Raw genomic sequence first — 13,626 nt, forward strand, 5'->3', positions numbered from 1 at the left:
GGAGGCGGACGGCGGCCGGCTACGGCAGCCCGTGCACGTGCGGGCCCACCGCGTCGGACCACGCGTTGCCGGCCGTCGCGTCCCAGTTGGTCGACCAGGTCATCGCGCCCCGGAGGTCCGGATACGTCCGGGGCGGCTTGAAGGAGCCGCATCCCGAGCCCTTGGTCAGGCAGTCCAGGGCGTTGTTCACCACGGACGGTGGGACGTAGCCGCCGCCCGCCGCGCGGGTGGAGGCCGGCAGGCCCAGGCCGACCTGGGACGGGGCGAGGCCGTTCTCCAGCTGGATGCAGGCCAGGGCGGTCAGGAAGTCGACCGAGCCCTGGCTGTAGACCTTGCCGTCGCAGCCGAGCATGGAACCGCTGTTGTAGTACTGCATGTTGACGACCGTGAGGATGTCCTTCACGTTCAGCGCCGTCCGGAAGTACGCGTTGGACGTGGACTGCATGTCGATCGTCTGGGGCGCCATCGTGAGGACGAGGGACGGTCCGGCCTTCGCCGAGAGCGACCTCAGCGCCTGCGTCATGTATGTCGCGTTCAGGCCGTTCTCCAGGTCGATGTCGACGCCGTCGAAGCCGTACTCCTGCATGACGGCGTGGACGCTGTTCGCGAAGTTCGCCGCCGACGCCGCGTCGTTGACGGTGACCGTGCCGCGTTCACCGCCGACCGAGATGACGACCTTCTTGCCGGCCGCCTGCTTCGCCCTGACGTCCGCCTTGAACTGGTCGACCGTGTAGCCGTTCAGCCCGGCCGAGTCCAGGTTGAAGGTCACCGCCCCCGGCGTGGAGGTCGCGTCCGCGAACGAGACGGCGATGATGTCGTAGTGGGAGGGCACGTCGGAGAGCTTCTGGACCGTCGCGCCGTTGTTGAAGTTCTGCCAGTAGCCCGTCACCGCGTGCTTCGGGAGCGCGGGGCCCGGGCCGTTCGGCTTGTTCGTGGTCCCCGTCACCGCCGCCGACTTCGGCGACTCGCCCGCCGCGTTCACCGCCGTGACCTGGAAGGAGTACGACGTCGAGGCCGCGAGGCCGGTCACCGTCGCCGACGTGCCGGTCACCGCCGTGACCTTCGTGCCGTCGCGGTAGACGGTGTAACCCGTCGCGCCGGAGACCGCGTTCCAGGCGAGGGACACCGACGAGGACGTCGTACCGGAGACGTTCAGGCCGCTCGGCGCGGCCGGGATCGCCGGGCCCGGGTCCGTGCCGCCGCCCCCGTCGGGGCCGAACACCGACACGTCGTCCGCGTAGTACGCCGCCTGCCCGTACCAGCCGTGTGTGTACACCGTCACCGACGTCGTCGACGAACCCGTGGTGAAGGTCGTCGACAGCTGCTTCCAGGAGGTGGAGTCCGGCGTCCAGGTGGACACGTCCGTGGTACCCGTGCCCGAGACGCCGAGGTAGGCGTATCCGCCCCGGACCCAGGCGCCCAGCGTGTACGTCGAGGAGGGCTTCACCCTGACCGTCTGGCTGCACCGCGCGTTGTCCTGCCCCGCCGGGGTCGCCTTCAGCGCCGCCGTGCCGGCGTGCACCGGGGAGGAGACGGTCGTACCGCTGCCCGCCGAGCAGGTCCAGTCGCTCAGGCCCGACTCGAAGCCGGCGTTCCTGGCGTTGTTGACGTCGGCGGCGGACGCCTGGCCGACGGTCGTGACAGTGAGGGCCAGGGCCGCCGTGAGGGCGCCCGACCACAGCCGCAGGGGTCGTCTGTGTCTGGACATGACAAGAAAATGGTCCAGACCAGCATCACTGTCAAGAGGTCCAGACCAACCTGTCGAGCAGCAGCCCCACCGCACATCCCGCCAGCAGCACGCCCGTCGACATCCACAACGCCGGCCCGGCCGGGTCCAGCACACCCGGCCGCAGCGACAGCAGCAGCACCTGCGCCGCCGCCGGAGCCGCGCACGCCGCCGCGAGATGCCGCCCCGGCATCCGGCGCCACGGCTCCGGGTGCACCCGCGCCGCCGCCCAGGTGGCGAGCACGACACACACCAGGTTCGGCAGGTGCACCAGCGCCAGCGCGGCACCGAACGAGCCGACGCCCCGCGGGCCGACGAGGGGGCCGTACACCAGCGTCATCTGGACGTACTCGCTGACGACCAGGACGACGATGCCGACGGCCCAGCAGCGGACGAGCGCCATCAACCGCTCCCGAAGATCTCGAAGTAGAGGAGAACCGCGAAGCCCAGCGCGGCCATGCCGCAGCCCGCGACCAGGGCGAGCGACTGGAGCACCGGGGACCAGCTGCCCCGGCCCGCCACCGTCGCCGTGCCCTGCGGATCGCGCGGGTCGTAGGTGACGGTGACCCGGGTGCCCCGCGTCGTCGACCAGCCCGCCAGGTCCTCGAACTCGACCGGAGTGCCGTCGGCCGTACGGAAGGCGAAGAAGTGCCGCGTGGCGTCCGACCGGTGGTACGGCTCCGTCTCCACCCGGACGCACTCGCCCTCCGCCCGTACCCCGCGCCGCAGCACCCGCGTCACCGTCACCAGCCGCCGCGCGTACTTCCACGCCAGCCCGCCGAACAGCGCCACGAGCAGCGCGAGTACGACGTAACCGGCGCCCGGCACCTCCATGGCTAGTGCACCTCGACCGAGTCGATGATCCGGTCCAGGTCGCCGTCCGGCAGGGACCCCCGCTGGGCGTCGACCCGGACCGCGAAGGCGGAGTCGGTCGAGTCCAGCCCGGCAAGGATCACGCCCTGGACCGGGGTGCCCTTCGGCGGGCCGCCGTCCTCGCCGGTCGCCTCGAAGGTGAAGTCGATCCGCTTCGCCTCGTCCGCGCCGGCCAGCTCCACGTCCTTCTGGCCCTTGACGTCCGCGCCCAGCTGGATGCCCGCCTCGGCGGCGATCGCGGCCTGCTCGGCGGAGTTCGCCTCGGTGAAGCCGAGCTGCACGGTGATGACCGAGACCTTCCTGCCGTCCTCCGTGCGCACCGCCGCCGCCGCGTTGTGCCTGCCGCGTTCGCCGGCGCTCTGCTCCTCGTACCCCTTCGGGTACGAGACGTCGACGCCCTTCGTCTTCAGCGTGCCCCAGCCGTCGGGCACCGAGCCCGCCTCGGAGCTCCCGCAGCCGGTCAGGGCCACGGCGGTCGTCAGCAGGGCGGCGGCCAGAGGGGCACGGCGGGTCTTCATCGGCTTGGGCTCCGTCTCGTCAGTTCGCACAGTAGCTGTAGGGAAGATAGGAGCGACCGCCCCCACGGGGCGCCCCCAGGAAGCGGGCGTCGGTCAGCGTCTCCGACTTCTTCTCCGTGCTGATCGTCATGCCCAGACTGAGCCCGAGATTCAACTCGAAGCCGTACTCGGCCGCGTTCACCTCGCCGGTGTACGTCATCCGGCTCGACCTGCCCTTGTCGAACATCAGCTGCCCGAAGGGGTCGTCGGCGCCCGGCCGGGCCGTCGGCGCGTGGTCGTCGAACATGTACTGGAAGGGCGTGGCGACCTGCTCGTTGTTGCTGTCCAGCCACCGCTCGGCGACCGCCCGGTCCTGGTCGCCGGCCGGGCCGGGGTCGAAGGTGAGGGTGTTGGTGACGATCTCGATGCCGGTCCGGGAGTCCGTGCCCTTGACGCCGGCGTTCCCGCCCCGCTTGTCGCCGTCCTGCTTGCCGTTGTCACCGCCGGCCTTGGCGCCGTCCTTCTGGCCGCCCTCCTCGACGGTCCGGGTCATGTCGACGCGGACCAGCTTGCCGGTCTCCTTGTCGTAGGTGACCGTGATGGTGCCGGTCTGCGTCGTGTTCGCCGCGTACTCGCCGCTGAGCGGGCCCGCCTCGTAGCCCACCTTGGAGCCGTACTCGATGGACGAGGAGTACGTGTACGACTTGGTGTTCTTGTAGGCGTTGTCCGTCCAGGTGACGTCGGGGGAGTACTTGAAGGTGCCGCCGAGCGCGGCGCTCAGCTTCTTCTCGTCGCCCGCCGAGATCTTCAGGCCCGCCGACGCCGAGGCCTCCAGGCCCACCTTGCCGTAGGTGATCTTCCGGTTGTCGCCGAGGTGCTCCTCGATCCGGTTCCGGGTGTCCTCCTCGTCCTTGAGCGGTCCCGTCCCGAAGAGGTAGGCGATGCTGTCGCCCAGGCTCGCCTCCGCGCCGCCGGGCATGGTGCGCCGCATCTCGTACATCTGGAGCTTCTCCACGTCGTCCCGGAACCGCTGGGCCTCCTCGGGGCTCTGGAACACCCAGGTGTCACCGTTGGTGACCTTGATGCCGAGCCCCAGCTCCACCTTGTCGGCGCCGAACCGGCCCACCTTCATGCCCGGTTTGAAGTCCTTCTTCGCGGCGACCGAGGCGGCGTCCGTGAAGGTCAGATAGACCAGCTGGTCCTTGTCGTCGGTCTTGCCGTCGCCGTTGACGTCCGTGTTCGCCTTGATGTGCTGCTCCTGGAAGCCGTACTCCTTGCCGATCTCCCAGAAGAAGACCTTCGCCTTGGAGCCCGCCTTGTCGGTGACGGAGGAGACCTGGCACAGCGCCGGCTCGAAGTCGGCGTCGGTCAGGGGCTTGCCCGGCCCGGGCCCGCCCGAGGCGCAGTCGCCGCCACCGGCCACCTTGCAGATCTGCGCGGCGATCTTGTCGTAGACGAGCTGACCCACGCCGGTGGCCGAGACGGCCAGGACGATCGCGGCGCTGACGACGATCATGCCGAGGTACTCGGTGCCGGTCGCGCCGCGATCGTCGAAGACCGGTCTGTGCCCGTACGTCCGTATGCCACCCCCGCCAGCCATACGGCACCCCTCCTTGCCCGAACCACCTGCCCGTGGACGGTGAGAGTAGGGACGCGTCCCCGCGGGAGGCGTGGGCCTCAGGGCCCAAACGGAGGCCCACCGTCAACACTGGGCCCTCCGGGACGACCGGCCGGGACCACCCAGGACCCCGCCGACGACCGGCAAGATGCTCAACCTGCCCCGTTTTGGCGCATCTTGTGCAACGACAGTTGCTCTCCAGCTACACAAACGCTGTTCTCCGGTCACAGAGCCGTGGATACAGTGCTGAGGTAGTCACGCAGTGAAGTCACCAAGGTGGGCCGCAGTGACAAGGCGGCGCGCCGACGGGCATGGGGAAACGGGGAGCTGCGCGTGCCAACTGCCATTGCCGTGACCAGTGCCGACATGGCGCTGCCGCCACAGGACGAACGCACCCTGCCCGCCGTCGTGCTGCGGGACGTCGACCGGCGCCCCCTGGAGCAGGCGCTCGCCGAGATGCAGACCCTGGTCGAGCACCACGGGCATGTGATCGTGGTCTGCTCACCGGCCGCGCCCACCGCCGTGCAGCGACGGCTGCACACCCTGCGCTCCCTCATGGAGAGCGACCGCATCGCCCTCTTCCGCCCCGAGCTGCCCCCGCTCGGACTCGCCGTCCTGGCGCGTCAGTTACGGCAGCTCGCGTCCTGCGACATCAGCCCCGGCGTGCTCGCCTCGGCCGGCCGGCTGCTCGTCCACTACATCCACGCCGGGGCGCTGCTCAGCTCCGTCGCCCGGCTCGACCGCGTCCCCGTCGGCCTGAAGTCGCACGCCAAGTCCTGGGTACCCGGCAGCCAGTTCGGCGTCCTCGCCCATCCCGAGCCGCAGCTCGTCAGGATCACCCCCGAAGCCGCCCTCCCCGGCCCCGAGTTCGGCACCTGGATGCTGGTCGCCAAGGGGCAGCTCCAGTCCGACTGGGTCACCGGCACCCTCGCCCCGTCCTGGAACGTACAGGGGCTGCGCGAGATCCCGCTCCCGGCCGAATCACCCGGCTGGTGGGGCACCGGCAAGATGATCGAGTTCTGCAGCTACCTGCCCGACCTGTCGGTCCTCTACCAGCTGGTCACCTCCGTACGGCGGGCCCGCTGCCACTGGTGCGGCATCGACGTCATCGGCGACCGCTGCGTGTTCTGCTCGGCCACGCCGCCCGTCCACGACAGCCCGCCCCTCAAGCAGCTGGAGAACCGAACGGCCGCCGGATGAGCCCTGACTGCCCCGACAGCCCTCACCCCGCTCGTCAGCACTGCTCCGTTCCCGCTCGACCGATATCCCCAACGAGGTTGTACGGTTCATGAACTCCCGTCAGCGCCGCGGCGTGATTCTCCTGCTCCTGTCGGTCGTCTGCGCCCTCGGCGCCTTCGCCGGCGTGCTGTCCGTCATCAGTGACGTGAAGTCCAAGGTCGGCCCCGAGGTCACCGCCTACCGGCTCAAATCCGACGTGCCGCCCTACACCACCCTCAGCACGGGCCAGTTCGAGAAGATCAAGATGCCCGAACGGTGGCTGTCGGACAACGCGGTCACCGACCTGCGCGAGATCCAGGGCAAGATCGCCGTCACCACGCTGCAAGCGGGCTCCCTGCTCCAGTCCGACATGATCGTCCGCCAGCCGGCCCTCCAGCCCGGGCAGCAGGAGGTCGCCATCATGATCGACGCGGCGACCGGCGTGGCCGGCAAGATCACGCCCGGCTCCTCGGTCAACGTCTACGCCACCTTCGAGGGCAAGCGCGAGGGCGACCCCGACCAGTCGAAGATCATCGTGACCAACGCCAAGGTCCTCGACGTCGGCGACATCGCCGCGCTGAAACCGGACGAGAACAACCGCACCCAGCAGCCCACCGACGCCGTCCCCATCACCTTCGCGCTGTCCGCCCTGGACGCCCAGCGCCTCACCTACGCCGAGTCGTTCGCCCAGCGGGTCCGGCTCGCCCTGGTCGCGCCCGGCAGCGACACCACGGTCCCCGAGCAGGACCGGACGTACGAACTCGCGAAGGACAAGTGAGAGGCTCGCATGCCCACGAGGATCCTCCCGGCAGTCGGTGACGCGGACGCGGTCCGGTCGATCACGACGCTGCTCAGCCAGCTCCCGGACGCCGAGCCGGTCGCCCCGGTGGTCGACTCCACCCAGCTCATCGACACCCTCGCCCGCCTGGCCGCCGAGTCCGTCGACGAACTGCCCGAGGTCGTGGTCGTGCACGAGCGCATCGGCCCGGTCCCCGCGCTGGAGCTGATCCGCGAAGTCGCCCTGCGCTTCCCGGCCGTCGGCGTCATCCTCGTCACCTCCGACGCGAGCCCCGGCCTCTTCCAGGCCGCCATGGACTACGGCGCCCGCGGCCTCGTCGCCCTGCCGCTCAGCTACGAGGAACTCGCCAGCCGCGTCCAGGCGGTCGCCCAGTGGTCCGTCGGCGTACGACGGCACCTGGGCGCCGGCGGCGACGTGTTCACCGGCGTCGGCGGCACGGTCGTCACGGTCAGCGGGGCCAAGGGCGGCGTGGGCGCGACCCTGACCGCGATCCAACTGGCCCTCGCCGCCCAGGCCTCGGGCCGCAGCACGGCCCTGGTCGACATGGACCTCCAGACCGGCGACATCGCCTCCTACCTGGACGTCCAGTTCCGCCGCTCCGTCGTCGACCTGGCCGCCATCACGGACATCTCCCCACGCGTCCTGGCCGACGCCGTCTTCCGCCACGACACCGGACTGGCCCTGCTCCTCGCTCCCGCCGAGGGCGAACGCGGCGAGGACGTCACCGACCGCGCCGCCCGCCAGATCGTCAGCGCCCTGCGCTCCCGCTACGAGGTCGTCGTCATCGACTGCGGCGCCCAGCTGAGCGGGGCGGGCGCGGCGGCGGTGGAGATGGCGGACAGGGCGCTGCTCATCACCACTCCGGACGTGGTCGCGGTGCGGGGTGCCAAGCGGGCGGTGCGGATGTGGGACCGGTTGCAGATCCGCAAGGCCGAGGAGACGACCGTCGTCGTCAACCGGTACTCCCGCGGTACGGAGATCCAGCCGCCCCTGATCCAGAAGATCACCGGCACGGCGGTCGCCGCCACCGCGGTCCCCGCCAACTTCAAGGAACTCCAGAGCGTCGTGGACGCGGGCCGTGTTCACGAGCTGGAGAGCAAGAGCGCGGTGAAGCAGGCGCTGTGGGGCCTGGCCGGTGAGCTGGGTCTGGTGAAGGTCTCCGACGGGGCTCAGAAGGCGGGGAGGTTCAGGGGTGGGGAGCGGGGGTCGGTGAGCTTTCGGCGGCGCAAGGACGGAGGGGGATGAGGATGCGGGCGCCCTTGGCGCGGGATCGGGACCGGGGGCAGGTCACCATCGAGTTCCTCGGTATGACGCCGACGATCATCGTGACGCTGATCGCGCTGTGGCAGGTCGTCCTCGTCGGTTACACCTTCACGCTCGCGGGGAACGCCGCGGACGAGGCGGTGCGGGAGGCGACGGCGGCTGAACCGGGTGGGGCGCGGGAGGCCGCGTGCGAGGCGGCCGGCCTCAAGCACCTGTCGGAGGCCTGGCGGGCGGGTGCCGAGGTGAACTGCGGCGGCACCGGCTATGTGACGGCCGACGTCAGGCTCGAGGTGCCCATCCTCTTCCCGGGCACGCTGTCCTTCCCCTTCCCGGTCCACGGCCACGCCGGCGCCGTCGAGGAGGCGGACTGAGATGCCGAAGACGCGCAGGGACCGCGGTCAGGTCGCCATCGAGTTCATCGGCTTCCTGCCGATCCTGCTGATCGTCGCCCTGGCGGCCGTGCAACTCGGCCTGATCGCCTACACGGCCCAGCAGGCGGGCACGGCGGCCCGGACGGGAGCGCGCAGCGCGTCGCTGGACGGGCCGCACGAGGCGGACTGCCGGGCGGCGGTGAGCAGCTGGCTGGCCGATCAGACCGACTGCCCGGCTTCCTTCGGCGCGGACGAGGTCACCGTCACGGCCACCGTGCAGATCCCGTCCCTCGTGCCGGGCTGGGAGTTCGACCCGGCCGTCAAGACCGCGACGATGCCGCGCGACCACTGAACGGAGCACCGGACGCATGAGCCTGCGAGCACGCATCAACACCCCCGAGGAGAACGGGAACCGGGGCGAGGACGGCCACATGGTCGCCTCCTACCGGGCCAAGCTCCTGGAGGAGATCGACCTCGCGGAGATGAGTTCGCTGGCCGCCGCCGAGCGCCGGGCGCGGCTGGAGCGGGTGCTCGGGCACATCATCAGCCGCGAGGGCCCGGTCCTGTCGACGGTGGAGCGCTCGCAGCTGATCCGCAGGGTGGTCGACGAGGCTCTGGGCCTGGGCATCCTGGAACCGCTCCTGGAGGACGCGTCCATCACCGAGATCATGGTGAACGGCCCGGACGCGATCTTCGTCGAGCGCGGCGGCCGCGTCGAGCAACTGCCCCTGCGCTTCGCCTCGAACGACCAGCTCATGCAGACGATCGAGCGGATCGTCTCGACGGTCAACCGGCGCGTCGACGAGTCGAACCCGATGGTCGACGCCCGCCTCCCCTCGGGCGAGCGCGTCAACGTCATCATCCCGCCCCTGTCACTGACGGGCGCCACCCTCACGATCCGCCGCTTCCCGCGCTCCTTCACGCTCCAGGAGCTGATCGGCCTCGGCTCGCTCGACGAGCACATGCTGTACCTGCTCGCGGGCCTGGTGCAGGCGAAGTTCAACGTCATCGTGTCGGGCGCGACGGGCACGGGAAAGACGACCCTGCTGAACGCGCTCTCCGGGCTCATCCCCGAGAACGAACGCATCATCACCATCGAGGACTCCGCCGAACTCCAGCTCCAGCAGGCCCACGTCATCCGCCTGGAGTCGCGCCCGGCGAACGTCGAGGGCAAGGGCCAGGTCTCCATCCGCGACCTGGTGCGCAACTCCCTCCGTATGCGCCCCGACCGGATCGTGGTCGGTGAGGTCCGCGGCGGCGAGTCGCTGGACATGCTCCAGGCGATGTCGACGGGCCACGACGGCTCGCTGGCCACGGTCCACGCCAACAGCGCGGAGGACGCGCTGATGCGGTTGCAGACCCTGGCGTCCATGTCGGACGTGGAGATCCCCTTCGTGGCGCTGCACGACCAGATCAACAGCGCGGTGGACGTCATCGTGCAGCTGACCCGGTTCGCGGACGGCGCCCGCCGCATCACCGAGATCGCGCTGCTCGAAAGCCACGGCAGCGAGCCGTACCGGCTGGTCACGGTCGCCCGCTTCAACGCGCAGCCCATGACTCCCGACGGCCGTATCCACGGCGCCTTCGAGTACTTCCCGCTCCCACGCCGTACCGCCGACCGCCTCTACATGGCGAACCAGCCCCTCCCGCAGGCCTTCGGCATCGCCCGGTCCGCGGAGCAGCTAGCCACCCGAGAAGCCAGGTAGGACCGACCGATGGAACTGCAACAGCTCATCACGCTCACCACCGGCGTCACCCTGCTGACCTGCGTCCTCACGGTGGCAGGCCTGCACTCGTACGCCATGGGCAAGGCACAGCGGCAGGCGCTCGTCGACCGTCTGTCCGCCACCGGCCAGATCCCGGTCGGCGGTCGGCACCGGCACTTCCGGGGGATCGACCGCCGCCTGCGGCGCACCGGGCTCGGCAAGAAGCTGGAGCTCCGCCTGGCGGCCACCGGCCTGGACATCACCCCCGGCGAGTTCTTCGTCTACATGCTCGCCACGGTCGCCGGCCTGTGGCTGATCGGCCAGGCGGCACTGGCCCCGTTCTTCGGCCCGCTGGCGGGCCTGCTGGGCATCGGGGTGGCGATCCAGTTCCTCAACTGGCAACGCCAGAAACGCATCGAGAAGTTCATCAACCAGCTCCCCGAAATGGCCCGGATCCTCGCCAACGCGACCCAGGCGGGCCTCGCCCTGCGCACCGCGATCGGCATGGCCGCGGAGGAGATGGAGGCCCCCGCGGGCGAGGAACTCGGCAAGGTCTCCGCCCAGCTGGCCGTCGGCGCGTCGATGGACGACGCGCTGAGCGAACTGGCGGACCGCCTCCCGTCCCGCGAACTGGTCGTCCTGGTCACCACGCTCGTCCTGTCGAACCGGGCGGGCGGCCAGGTGGTGAGCGCGCTGCGGAACCTCACGGACACACTGGAGGAACGCAAGGAGACCCGGCGCGAGGTCCGCACCCAGCTCTCCCAGGTCAACATGACGTCGTACGCGGTCCCGGTCCTCGGTGTCGGCTCGCTCTTCCTCATGAACGGCGTGAAGGACGGCGCCCTGGAGCGCATGACGGGCTCCCCCTTCGGCCAGGCGGCGGTCATCATCGCCTTCTCGCTCTACGCCGTCGGCTTCGTCCTCATCCGCCGCCTGTCCCGCATCGACGTCTGAAGTCCGGAGGCACACCATGGGACTGCTTCTCGCCCTGCTGACGGGCCTCAGTGTCTGGGGCATCTTCGCCGGTGTCCGCATGTACCGCGCCGAGGCCAAACTGCCCGGCGACCTCGCCCTGGCGCTGGAGGTCGGCTCCACCCGCACCGGCGCCGTCGACTCCCTCATCGACCGCCTGGGCATGCGCTACGCCCCTGCCGTGCTGCGCCTGATGGGCCCCAAACAGGTGGCCAAGTACCGCCGCAAGATCGACCTGGCGGGCAACCCCGGCGGCCTGACGATCGACCGTTACGCGGCGCGGCGGGCGGTGTACGGGGCTCTGGGCGGGGTGGGCTTCCTGGTCTTCCTGATGCGGGGCCAGCTCCTGGTCGCACTCCTCCTGCTCGCCTTCGGCGCGTTCTGGACCGAGGTCGGCATCTGGTCGGCGATCCGCATCCGCAAGGACGTCATCGAACGGACCCTGCCGGACTTCCTGGACGTCCTGGCGGTCGTGGTCAGCGCGGGCCTCGGCTTCCGCCAGGCGCTGGACCGGGTCGCGTCCAAGTACGAGGGCCCGTGGGCGGACGAACTCCGCATCACGCTCCGCCAGATGGACCTGGGCATGAGCCGCCGGCAGGCCTTCGCGGAACTGCGCCGCCGGAACGACTCCGAGCAGGTGGCGATGTTCGTGACGGCGTTGCAGCAGGGCGAGGAACTGGGCGCGCCGATCGTCGACACGCTGGTGGCTCTCGCCAAGGACATGCGGCGTACGGATGCGCAGAACGCCCGCCGCAAGGCCGCGCGTGCCGTTCCCAAGGCCACGATGATGATCACGACCTTCATGGTCCCGGCCACGATGCTCCTCCTCGGCGCCGGCCTGATCCTCGGCTCGGGCACGGACTTCGGCTCGGTGACGGGCAAGTAGGCAAGCAGGGAGGGCAGCCAGCATGGCGCTGACAGAGGAACGCAACGGACTGCTACGCCGTCGCCGCCGCGCCGCGAACCCACCGGAGATCACGACACCGCCGGCGGGGACGGTCCTGCCGGCGCATGCGCGCACGGGAGCGCCTGATGTGCCGGTCACGTCGGCTACGCCCGCGCTGCCGCCGGGATGGGAGGCGGTGGGCGGGGGACAGGGGGGCGTGCCCGCGCCGGGGCCGACGCCGGTAGCTGGGAGCAGCGGGCAGGCGGGGCATGCGACAGGCGTGCCGGAACGGAAGACGGACGGCGGCCCGGAGCCGCGCCCGAACGGCCGGCCGGCCGCCGACGGTGCTCAGTCCCGACAGGGACCAACAGCACTCGACTCCGAAGGCCGCACGGTCGGTGCGGGTGGGAACCCCGTGCCGGCCGAAGACGGGGCCACTGCCACACCGGCAAACCCGGCGATCCCCATCCAGATCAACGCCCTCCAGGCCATGTGCCGCCAGGTCTTCGGCTTCCGCCTGGCCATGATCGCCCTGGCCACCCCGACCGCCCTCCTCAACGCCAACGAGGGCCTGCCCACGCGCCTCGTAGGCGCAGCCGTAGTCGTCACCTTCATGACCTCCTACGTCCTCTTCAGGGACTGGGAACGCTTCGGCCCCCTCCTCCTACGCCATCCCACCCTCCTCGCCGCGGACACCCTCTTCGGCGCCCTCCTGCTCATCTCCGCGGGCCCGGACAGCACCCTCGCCTACGTCAGCGTCTGCACCCCCCTCCTGGCCGGCCTCGTCTACGGCTGGCGCGGAGCAGCCGTCTTCGCCAGCCTCCAGGCCCTGCTCCTCCTCCTGATACACGCGGCACAGGAGAACCCCCACCCGGACCTCGCCGAGTCGACCCTCCTGCCCGGCCTCTGCGTCATCGCGGGAGCCGTCGGTTCCAGCCTCCGCAACCTCATGCTCCGCTTCGGCGAGGCCACCCAGGCCCTCACCACCGTCCAGGCCCGCCTCGCCGTGACGGAAGCGGTCAGCGCCGAACGAGCCCGCCTGGCCCGCGAGATGCACGACTCGGTCGCCAAGACCCTGCACGGTGTGGCCCTGGCGGCCGACGGCCTGACAGGCTCGGCAGGCGCCGACCGCATGGACCCGGCCCTGGTCAGACAGCAGGCCGCATTGGTCGCCCGTTCAGCCCGCCGAGCCGCCGCCGAAAGCCGCGAGCTTCTGGCCGACCTGCGCCGCGAATCGGACCCGGCCCAGGCCACGGACGTCCTGGTGGAACTCGCCGCCCGCACCCGCGACTTCGGCACCCGCACCGGCCTCCCCGCCGTCTACCGCCCCACCGGCGACCACTCCGTGCCCCCCGTCCCACCCGCGGTGGCCCGCCAGCTCCTCACCATCGCCGCGGAGGCCATGGAGAACGCCCACCGCCACGCACACCCCACCCGCGTCGACGTCCGCGCGGGCGTCCACGGCGACCTGCTCCGCATCAGCGTGTACGACGACGGACGCGGCCTCCCACCCGGCACCACACTCGAACAACTCCGCCGGGCGGGCCACTTCGGCCTGGTCGGCATGGTCGAACGAGCCGCGTCGGTCGGAGCCCGCATCCGCATCGGCCGCGGCGGCCACCCGAAGGGCACGGAAGTCCGCCTGGAACTCCCCCTGGCAGCCCTGACCACCCCCCATGCCTGACCCCCACAACACG

General features: G+C 70.8%; 14 protein-coding genes. 9 read left to right on the top strand and 5 right to left on the bottom strand.

Features of this window, described 5'->3' with window-relative positions; translation table 11 throughout:
* Positions 1 to 19 precede the first annotated feature (19 nt).
* From ABFX81_RS17210 to ABFX81_RS17230, 5 genes are read right to left on the bottom strand one after another with little or no spacing between them, the layout of a single operon-like run.
* Positions 20 to 1,708 (bottom strand): glycosyl hydrolase family 18 protein, encoded by a 1,689-nt coding sequence (locus ABFX81_RS17210; protein WP_086848462.1) that lies wholly within the window; start codon positions 1,706 to 1,708, stop codon positions 20 to 22.
* A 31-nt stretch (positions 1,709 to 1,739) separates the two neighbouring features.
* Complete coding sequence (locus ABFX81_RS17215; RefSeq protein WP_086848464.1) at positions 1,740 to 2,129, bottom strand: hypothetical protein; 390 nt, start codon at positions 2,127 to 2,129, stop codon at positions 1,740 to 1,742.
* Entirely contained in the window at positions 2,129 to 2,560 is a 432-nt protein-coding gene (locus ABFX81_RS17220) for a DUF3592 domain-containing protein (protein ID WP_086848466.1), read from the bottom strand. The genes ABFX81_RS17215 and ABFX81_RS17220 overlap by 1 nt, the downstream gene beginning before the upstream one ends.
* 2 nt (positions 2,561 to 2,562) lie before the next feature.
* On the bottom strand, positions 2,563 to 3,117 hold the full coding sequence (locus tag ABFX81_RS17225) for a hypothetical protein (RefSeq protein ID WP_086848468.1): 555 nt from the start codon (positions 3,115 to 3,117) through the stop codon (positions 2,563 to 2,565).
* Positions 3,118 to 3,136: 19 nt separating this feature from the next.
* Positions 3,137 to 4,696: a hypothetical protein gene (locus ABFX81_RS17230; protein ID WP_086848470.1), complete on the bottom strand. Its 1,560-nt coding sequence runs from the start codon at positions 4,694 to 4,696 to the stop codon at positions 3,137 to 3,139.
* Positions 4,697 to 5,080: 384 nt separating this feature from the next.
* On the opposite strand from ABFX81_RS17230, the gene ABFX81_RS17235 reads away from it, so the two are divergent.
* The 9 genes from ABFX81_RS17235 (at position 5,081) to ABFX81_RS17275 (ending at position 13,613) form a co-directional block, all read left to right on the top strand.
* Positions 5,081 to 5,914 carry a hypothetical protein gene (locus ABFX81_RS17235; RefSeq protein WP_086848478.1) on the top strand — a complete coding sequence of 278 codons (834 nt, stop codon included), beginning with the start codon at positions 5,081 to 5,083 and terminating at the stop codon, positions 5,912 to 5,914.
* An 88-nt stretch (positions 5,915 to 6,002) separates the two neighbouring features.
* Complete coding sequence (gene cpaB, locus ABFX81_RS17240) at positions 6,003 to 6,710, top strand: Flp pilus assembly protein CpaB (RefSeq protein WP_086848472.1); 708 nt, start codon at positions 6,003 to 6,005, stop codon at positions 6,708 to 6,710.
* A gap of 9 nt (positions 6,711 to 6,719) precedes the next feature.
* Complete coding sequence (locus tag ABFX81_RS17245) at positions 6,720 to 7,976, top strand: CpaE/TadZ family protein (protein WP_346138285.1); 1,257 nt, start codon at positions 6,720 to 6,722, stop codon at positions 7,974 to 7,976.
* A gap of 2 nt (positions 7,977 to 7,978) precedes the next feature.
* Positions 7,979 to 8,365 carry a TadE family protein gene (locus tag ABFX81_RS17250; protein ID WP_086855571.1) on the top strand — a complete coding sequence of 129 codons (387 nt, stop codon included), beginning with the start codon at positions 7,979 to 7,981 and terminating at the stop codon, positions 8,363 to 8,365.
* 1 nt (position 8,366) lies between these two features.
* Positions 8,367 to 8,717 (top strand): TadE/TadG family type IV pilus assembly protein, encoded by a 351-nt coding sequence (locus ABFX81_RS17255; protein ID WP_346138286.1) that lies wholly within the window; start codon positions 8,367 to 8,369, stop codon positions 8,715 to 8,717.
* A 16-nt stretch (positions 8,718 to 8,733) separates the two neighbouring features.
* Positions 8,734 to 10,071 (top strand): TadA family conjugal transfer-associated ATPase, encoded by a 1,338-nt coding sequence (locus ABFX81_RS17260; protein ID WP_346138287.1) that lies wholly within the window; start codon positions 8,734 to 8,736, stop codon positions 10,069 to 10,071.
* 9 nt (positions 10,072 to 10,080) lie between these two features.
* Entirely contained in the window at positions 10,081 to 11,025 is a 945-nt protein-coding gene (locus ABFX81_RS17265; RefSeq protein ID WP_346138288.1) for a type II secretion system F family protein, read from the top strand.
* A 16-nt stretch (positions 11,026 to 11,041) separates the two neighbouring features.
* Positions 11,042 to 11,929 (top strand): DUF5936 domain-containing protein, encoded by an 888-nt coding sequence (locus ABFX81_RS17270; RefSeq protein ID WP_346138289.1) that lies wholly within the window; start codon positions 11,042 to 11,044, stop codon positions 11,927 to 11,929.
* Positions 11,930 to 11,951: 22 nt separating this feature from the next.
* Positions 11,952 to 13,613, top strand: a complete 1,662-nt coding sequence (locus tag ABFX81_RS17275; RefSeq protein ID WP_346138290.1) for a sensor histidine kinase — start codon at positions 11,952 to 11,954, stop codon at positions 13,611 to 13,613.
* Positions 13,614 to 13,626: the final 13 nt, after the last annotated feature.

The organism is Streptomyces coeruleofuscus, from assembly GCF_039532725.1.
GTDB lineage: Bacteria > Actinomycetota > Actinomycetes > Streptomycetales > Streptomycetaceae > Streptomyces > Streptomyces coeruleofuscus.

What these genes read in the sequence shown, in the direction of transcription:
- ABFX81_RS17210 (WP_086848462.1), bottom strand. Translation starts at nt 1,708, where the DNA reads ATGTCCAGACACAGACGACCCCTGCGGCTGTGGTCGGGCGCCCTCACG.
- ABFX81_RS17215 (WP_086848464.1), bottom strand. Translation starts at nt 2,129, where the DNA reads ATGGCGCTCGTCCGCTGCTGGGCCGTCGGCATCGTCGTCCTGGTCGTC.
- ABFX81_RS17220 (WP_086848466.1), bottom strand. Translation starts at nt 2,560, where the DNA reads ATGGAGGTGCCGGGCGCCGGTTACGTCGTACTCGCGCTGCTCGTGGCG.
- ABFX81_RS17225 (WP_086848468.1), bottom strand. Translation starts at nt 3,117, where the DNA reads ATGAAGACCCGCCGTGCCCCTCTGGCCGCCGCCCTGCTGACGACCGCC.
- ABFX81_RS17230 (WP_086848470.1), bottom strand. Translation starts at nt 4,696, where the DNA reads ATGGCTGGCGGGGGTGGCATACGGACGTACGGGCACAGACCGGTCTTC.
- ABFX81_RS17235 (WP_086848478.1), top strand. Translation starts at nt 5,081, where the DNA reads ATGGCGCTGCCGCCACAGGACGAACGCACCCTGCCCGCCGTCGTGCTG.
- cpaB (WP_086848472.1), top strand. Translation starts at nt 6,003, where the DNA reads ATGAACTCCCGTCAGCGCCGCGGCGTGATTCTCCTGCTCCTGTCGGTC.
- ABFX81_RS17245 (WP_346138285.1), top strand. Translation starts at nt 6,720, where the DNA reads ATGCCCACGAGGATCCTCCCGGCAGTCGGTGACGCGGACGCGGTCCGG.
- ABFX81_RS17250 (WP_086855571.1), top strand. Translation starts at nt 7,979, where the DNA reads ATGCGGGCGCCCTTGGCGCGGGATCGGGACCGGGGGCAGGTCACCATC.
- ABFX81_RS17255 (WP_346138286.1), top strand. Translation starts at nt 8,367, where the DNA reads ATGCCGAAGACGCGCAGGGACCGCGGTCAGGTCGCCATCGAGTTCATC.
- ABFX81_RS17260 (WP_346138287.1), top strand. Translation starts at nt 8,734, where the DNA reads ATGAGCCTGCGAGCACGCATCAACACCCCCGAGGAGAACGGGAACCGG.
- ABFX81_RS17265 (WP_346138288.1), top strand. Translation starts at nt 10,081, where the DNA reads ATGGAACTGCAACAGCTCATCACGCTCACCACCGGCGTCACCCTGCTG.
- ABFX81_RS17270 (WP_346138289.1), top strand. Translation starts at nt 11,042, where the DNA reads ATGGGACTGCTTCTCGCCCTGCTGACGGGCCTCAGTGTCTGGGGCATC.
- ABFX81_RS17275 (WP_346138290.1), top strand. Translation starts at nt 11,952, where the DNA reads ATGGCGCTGACAGAGGAACGCAACGGACTGCTACGCCGTCGCCGCCGC.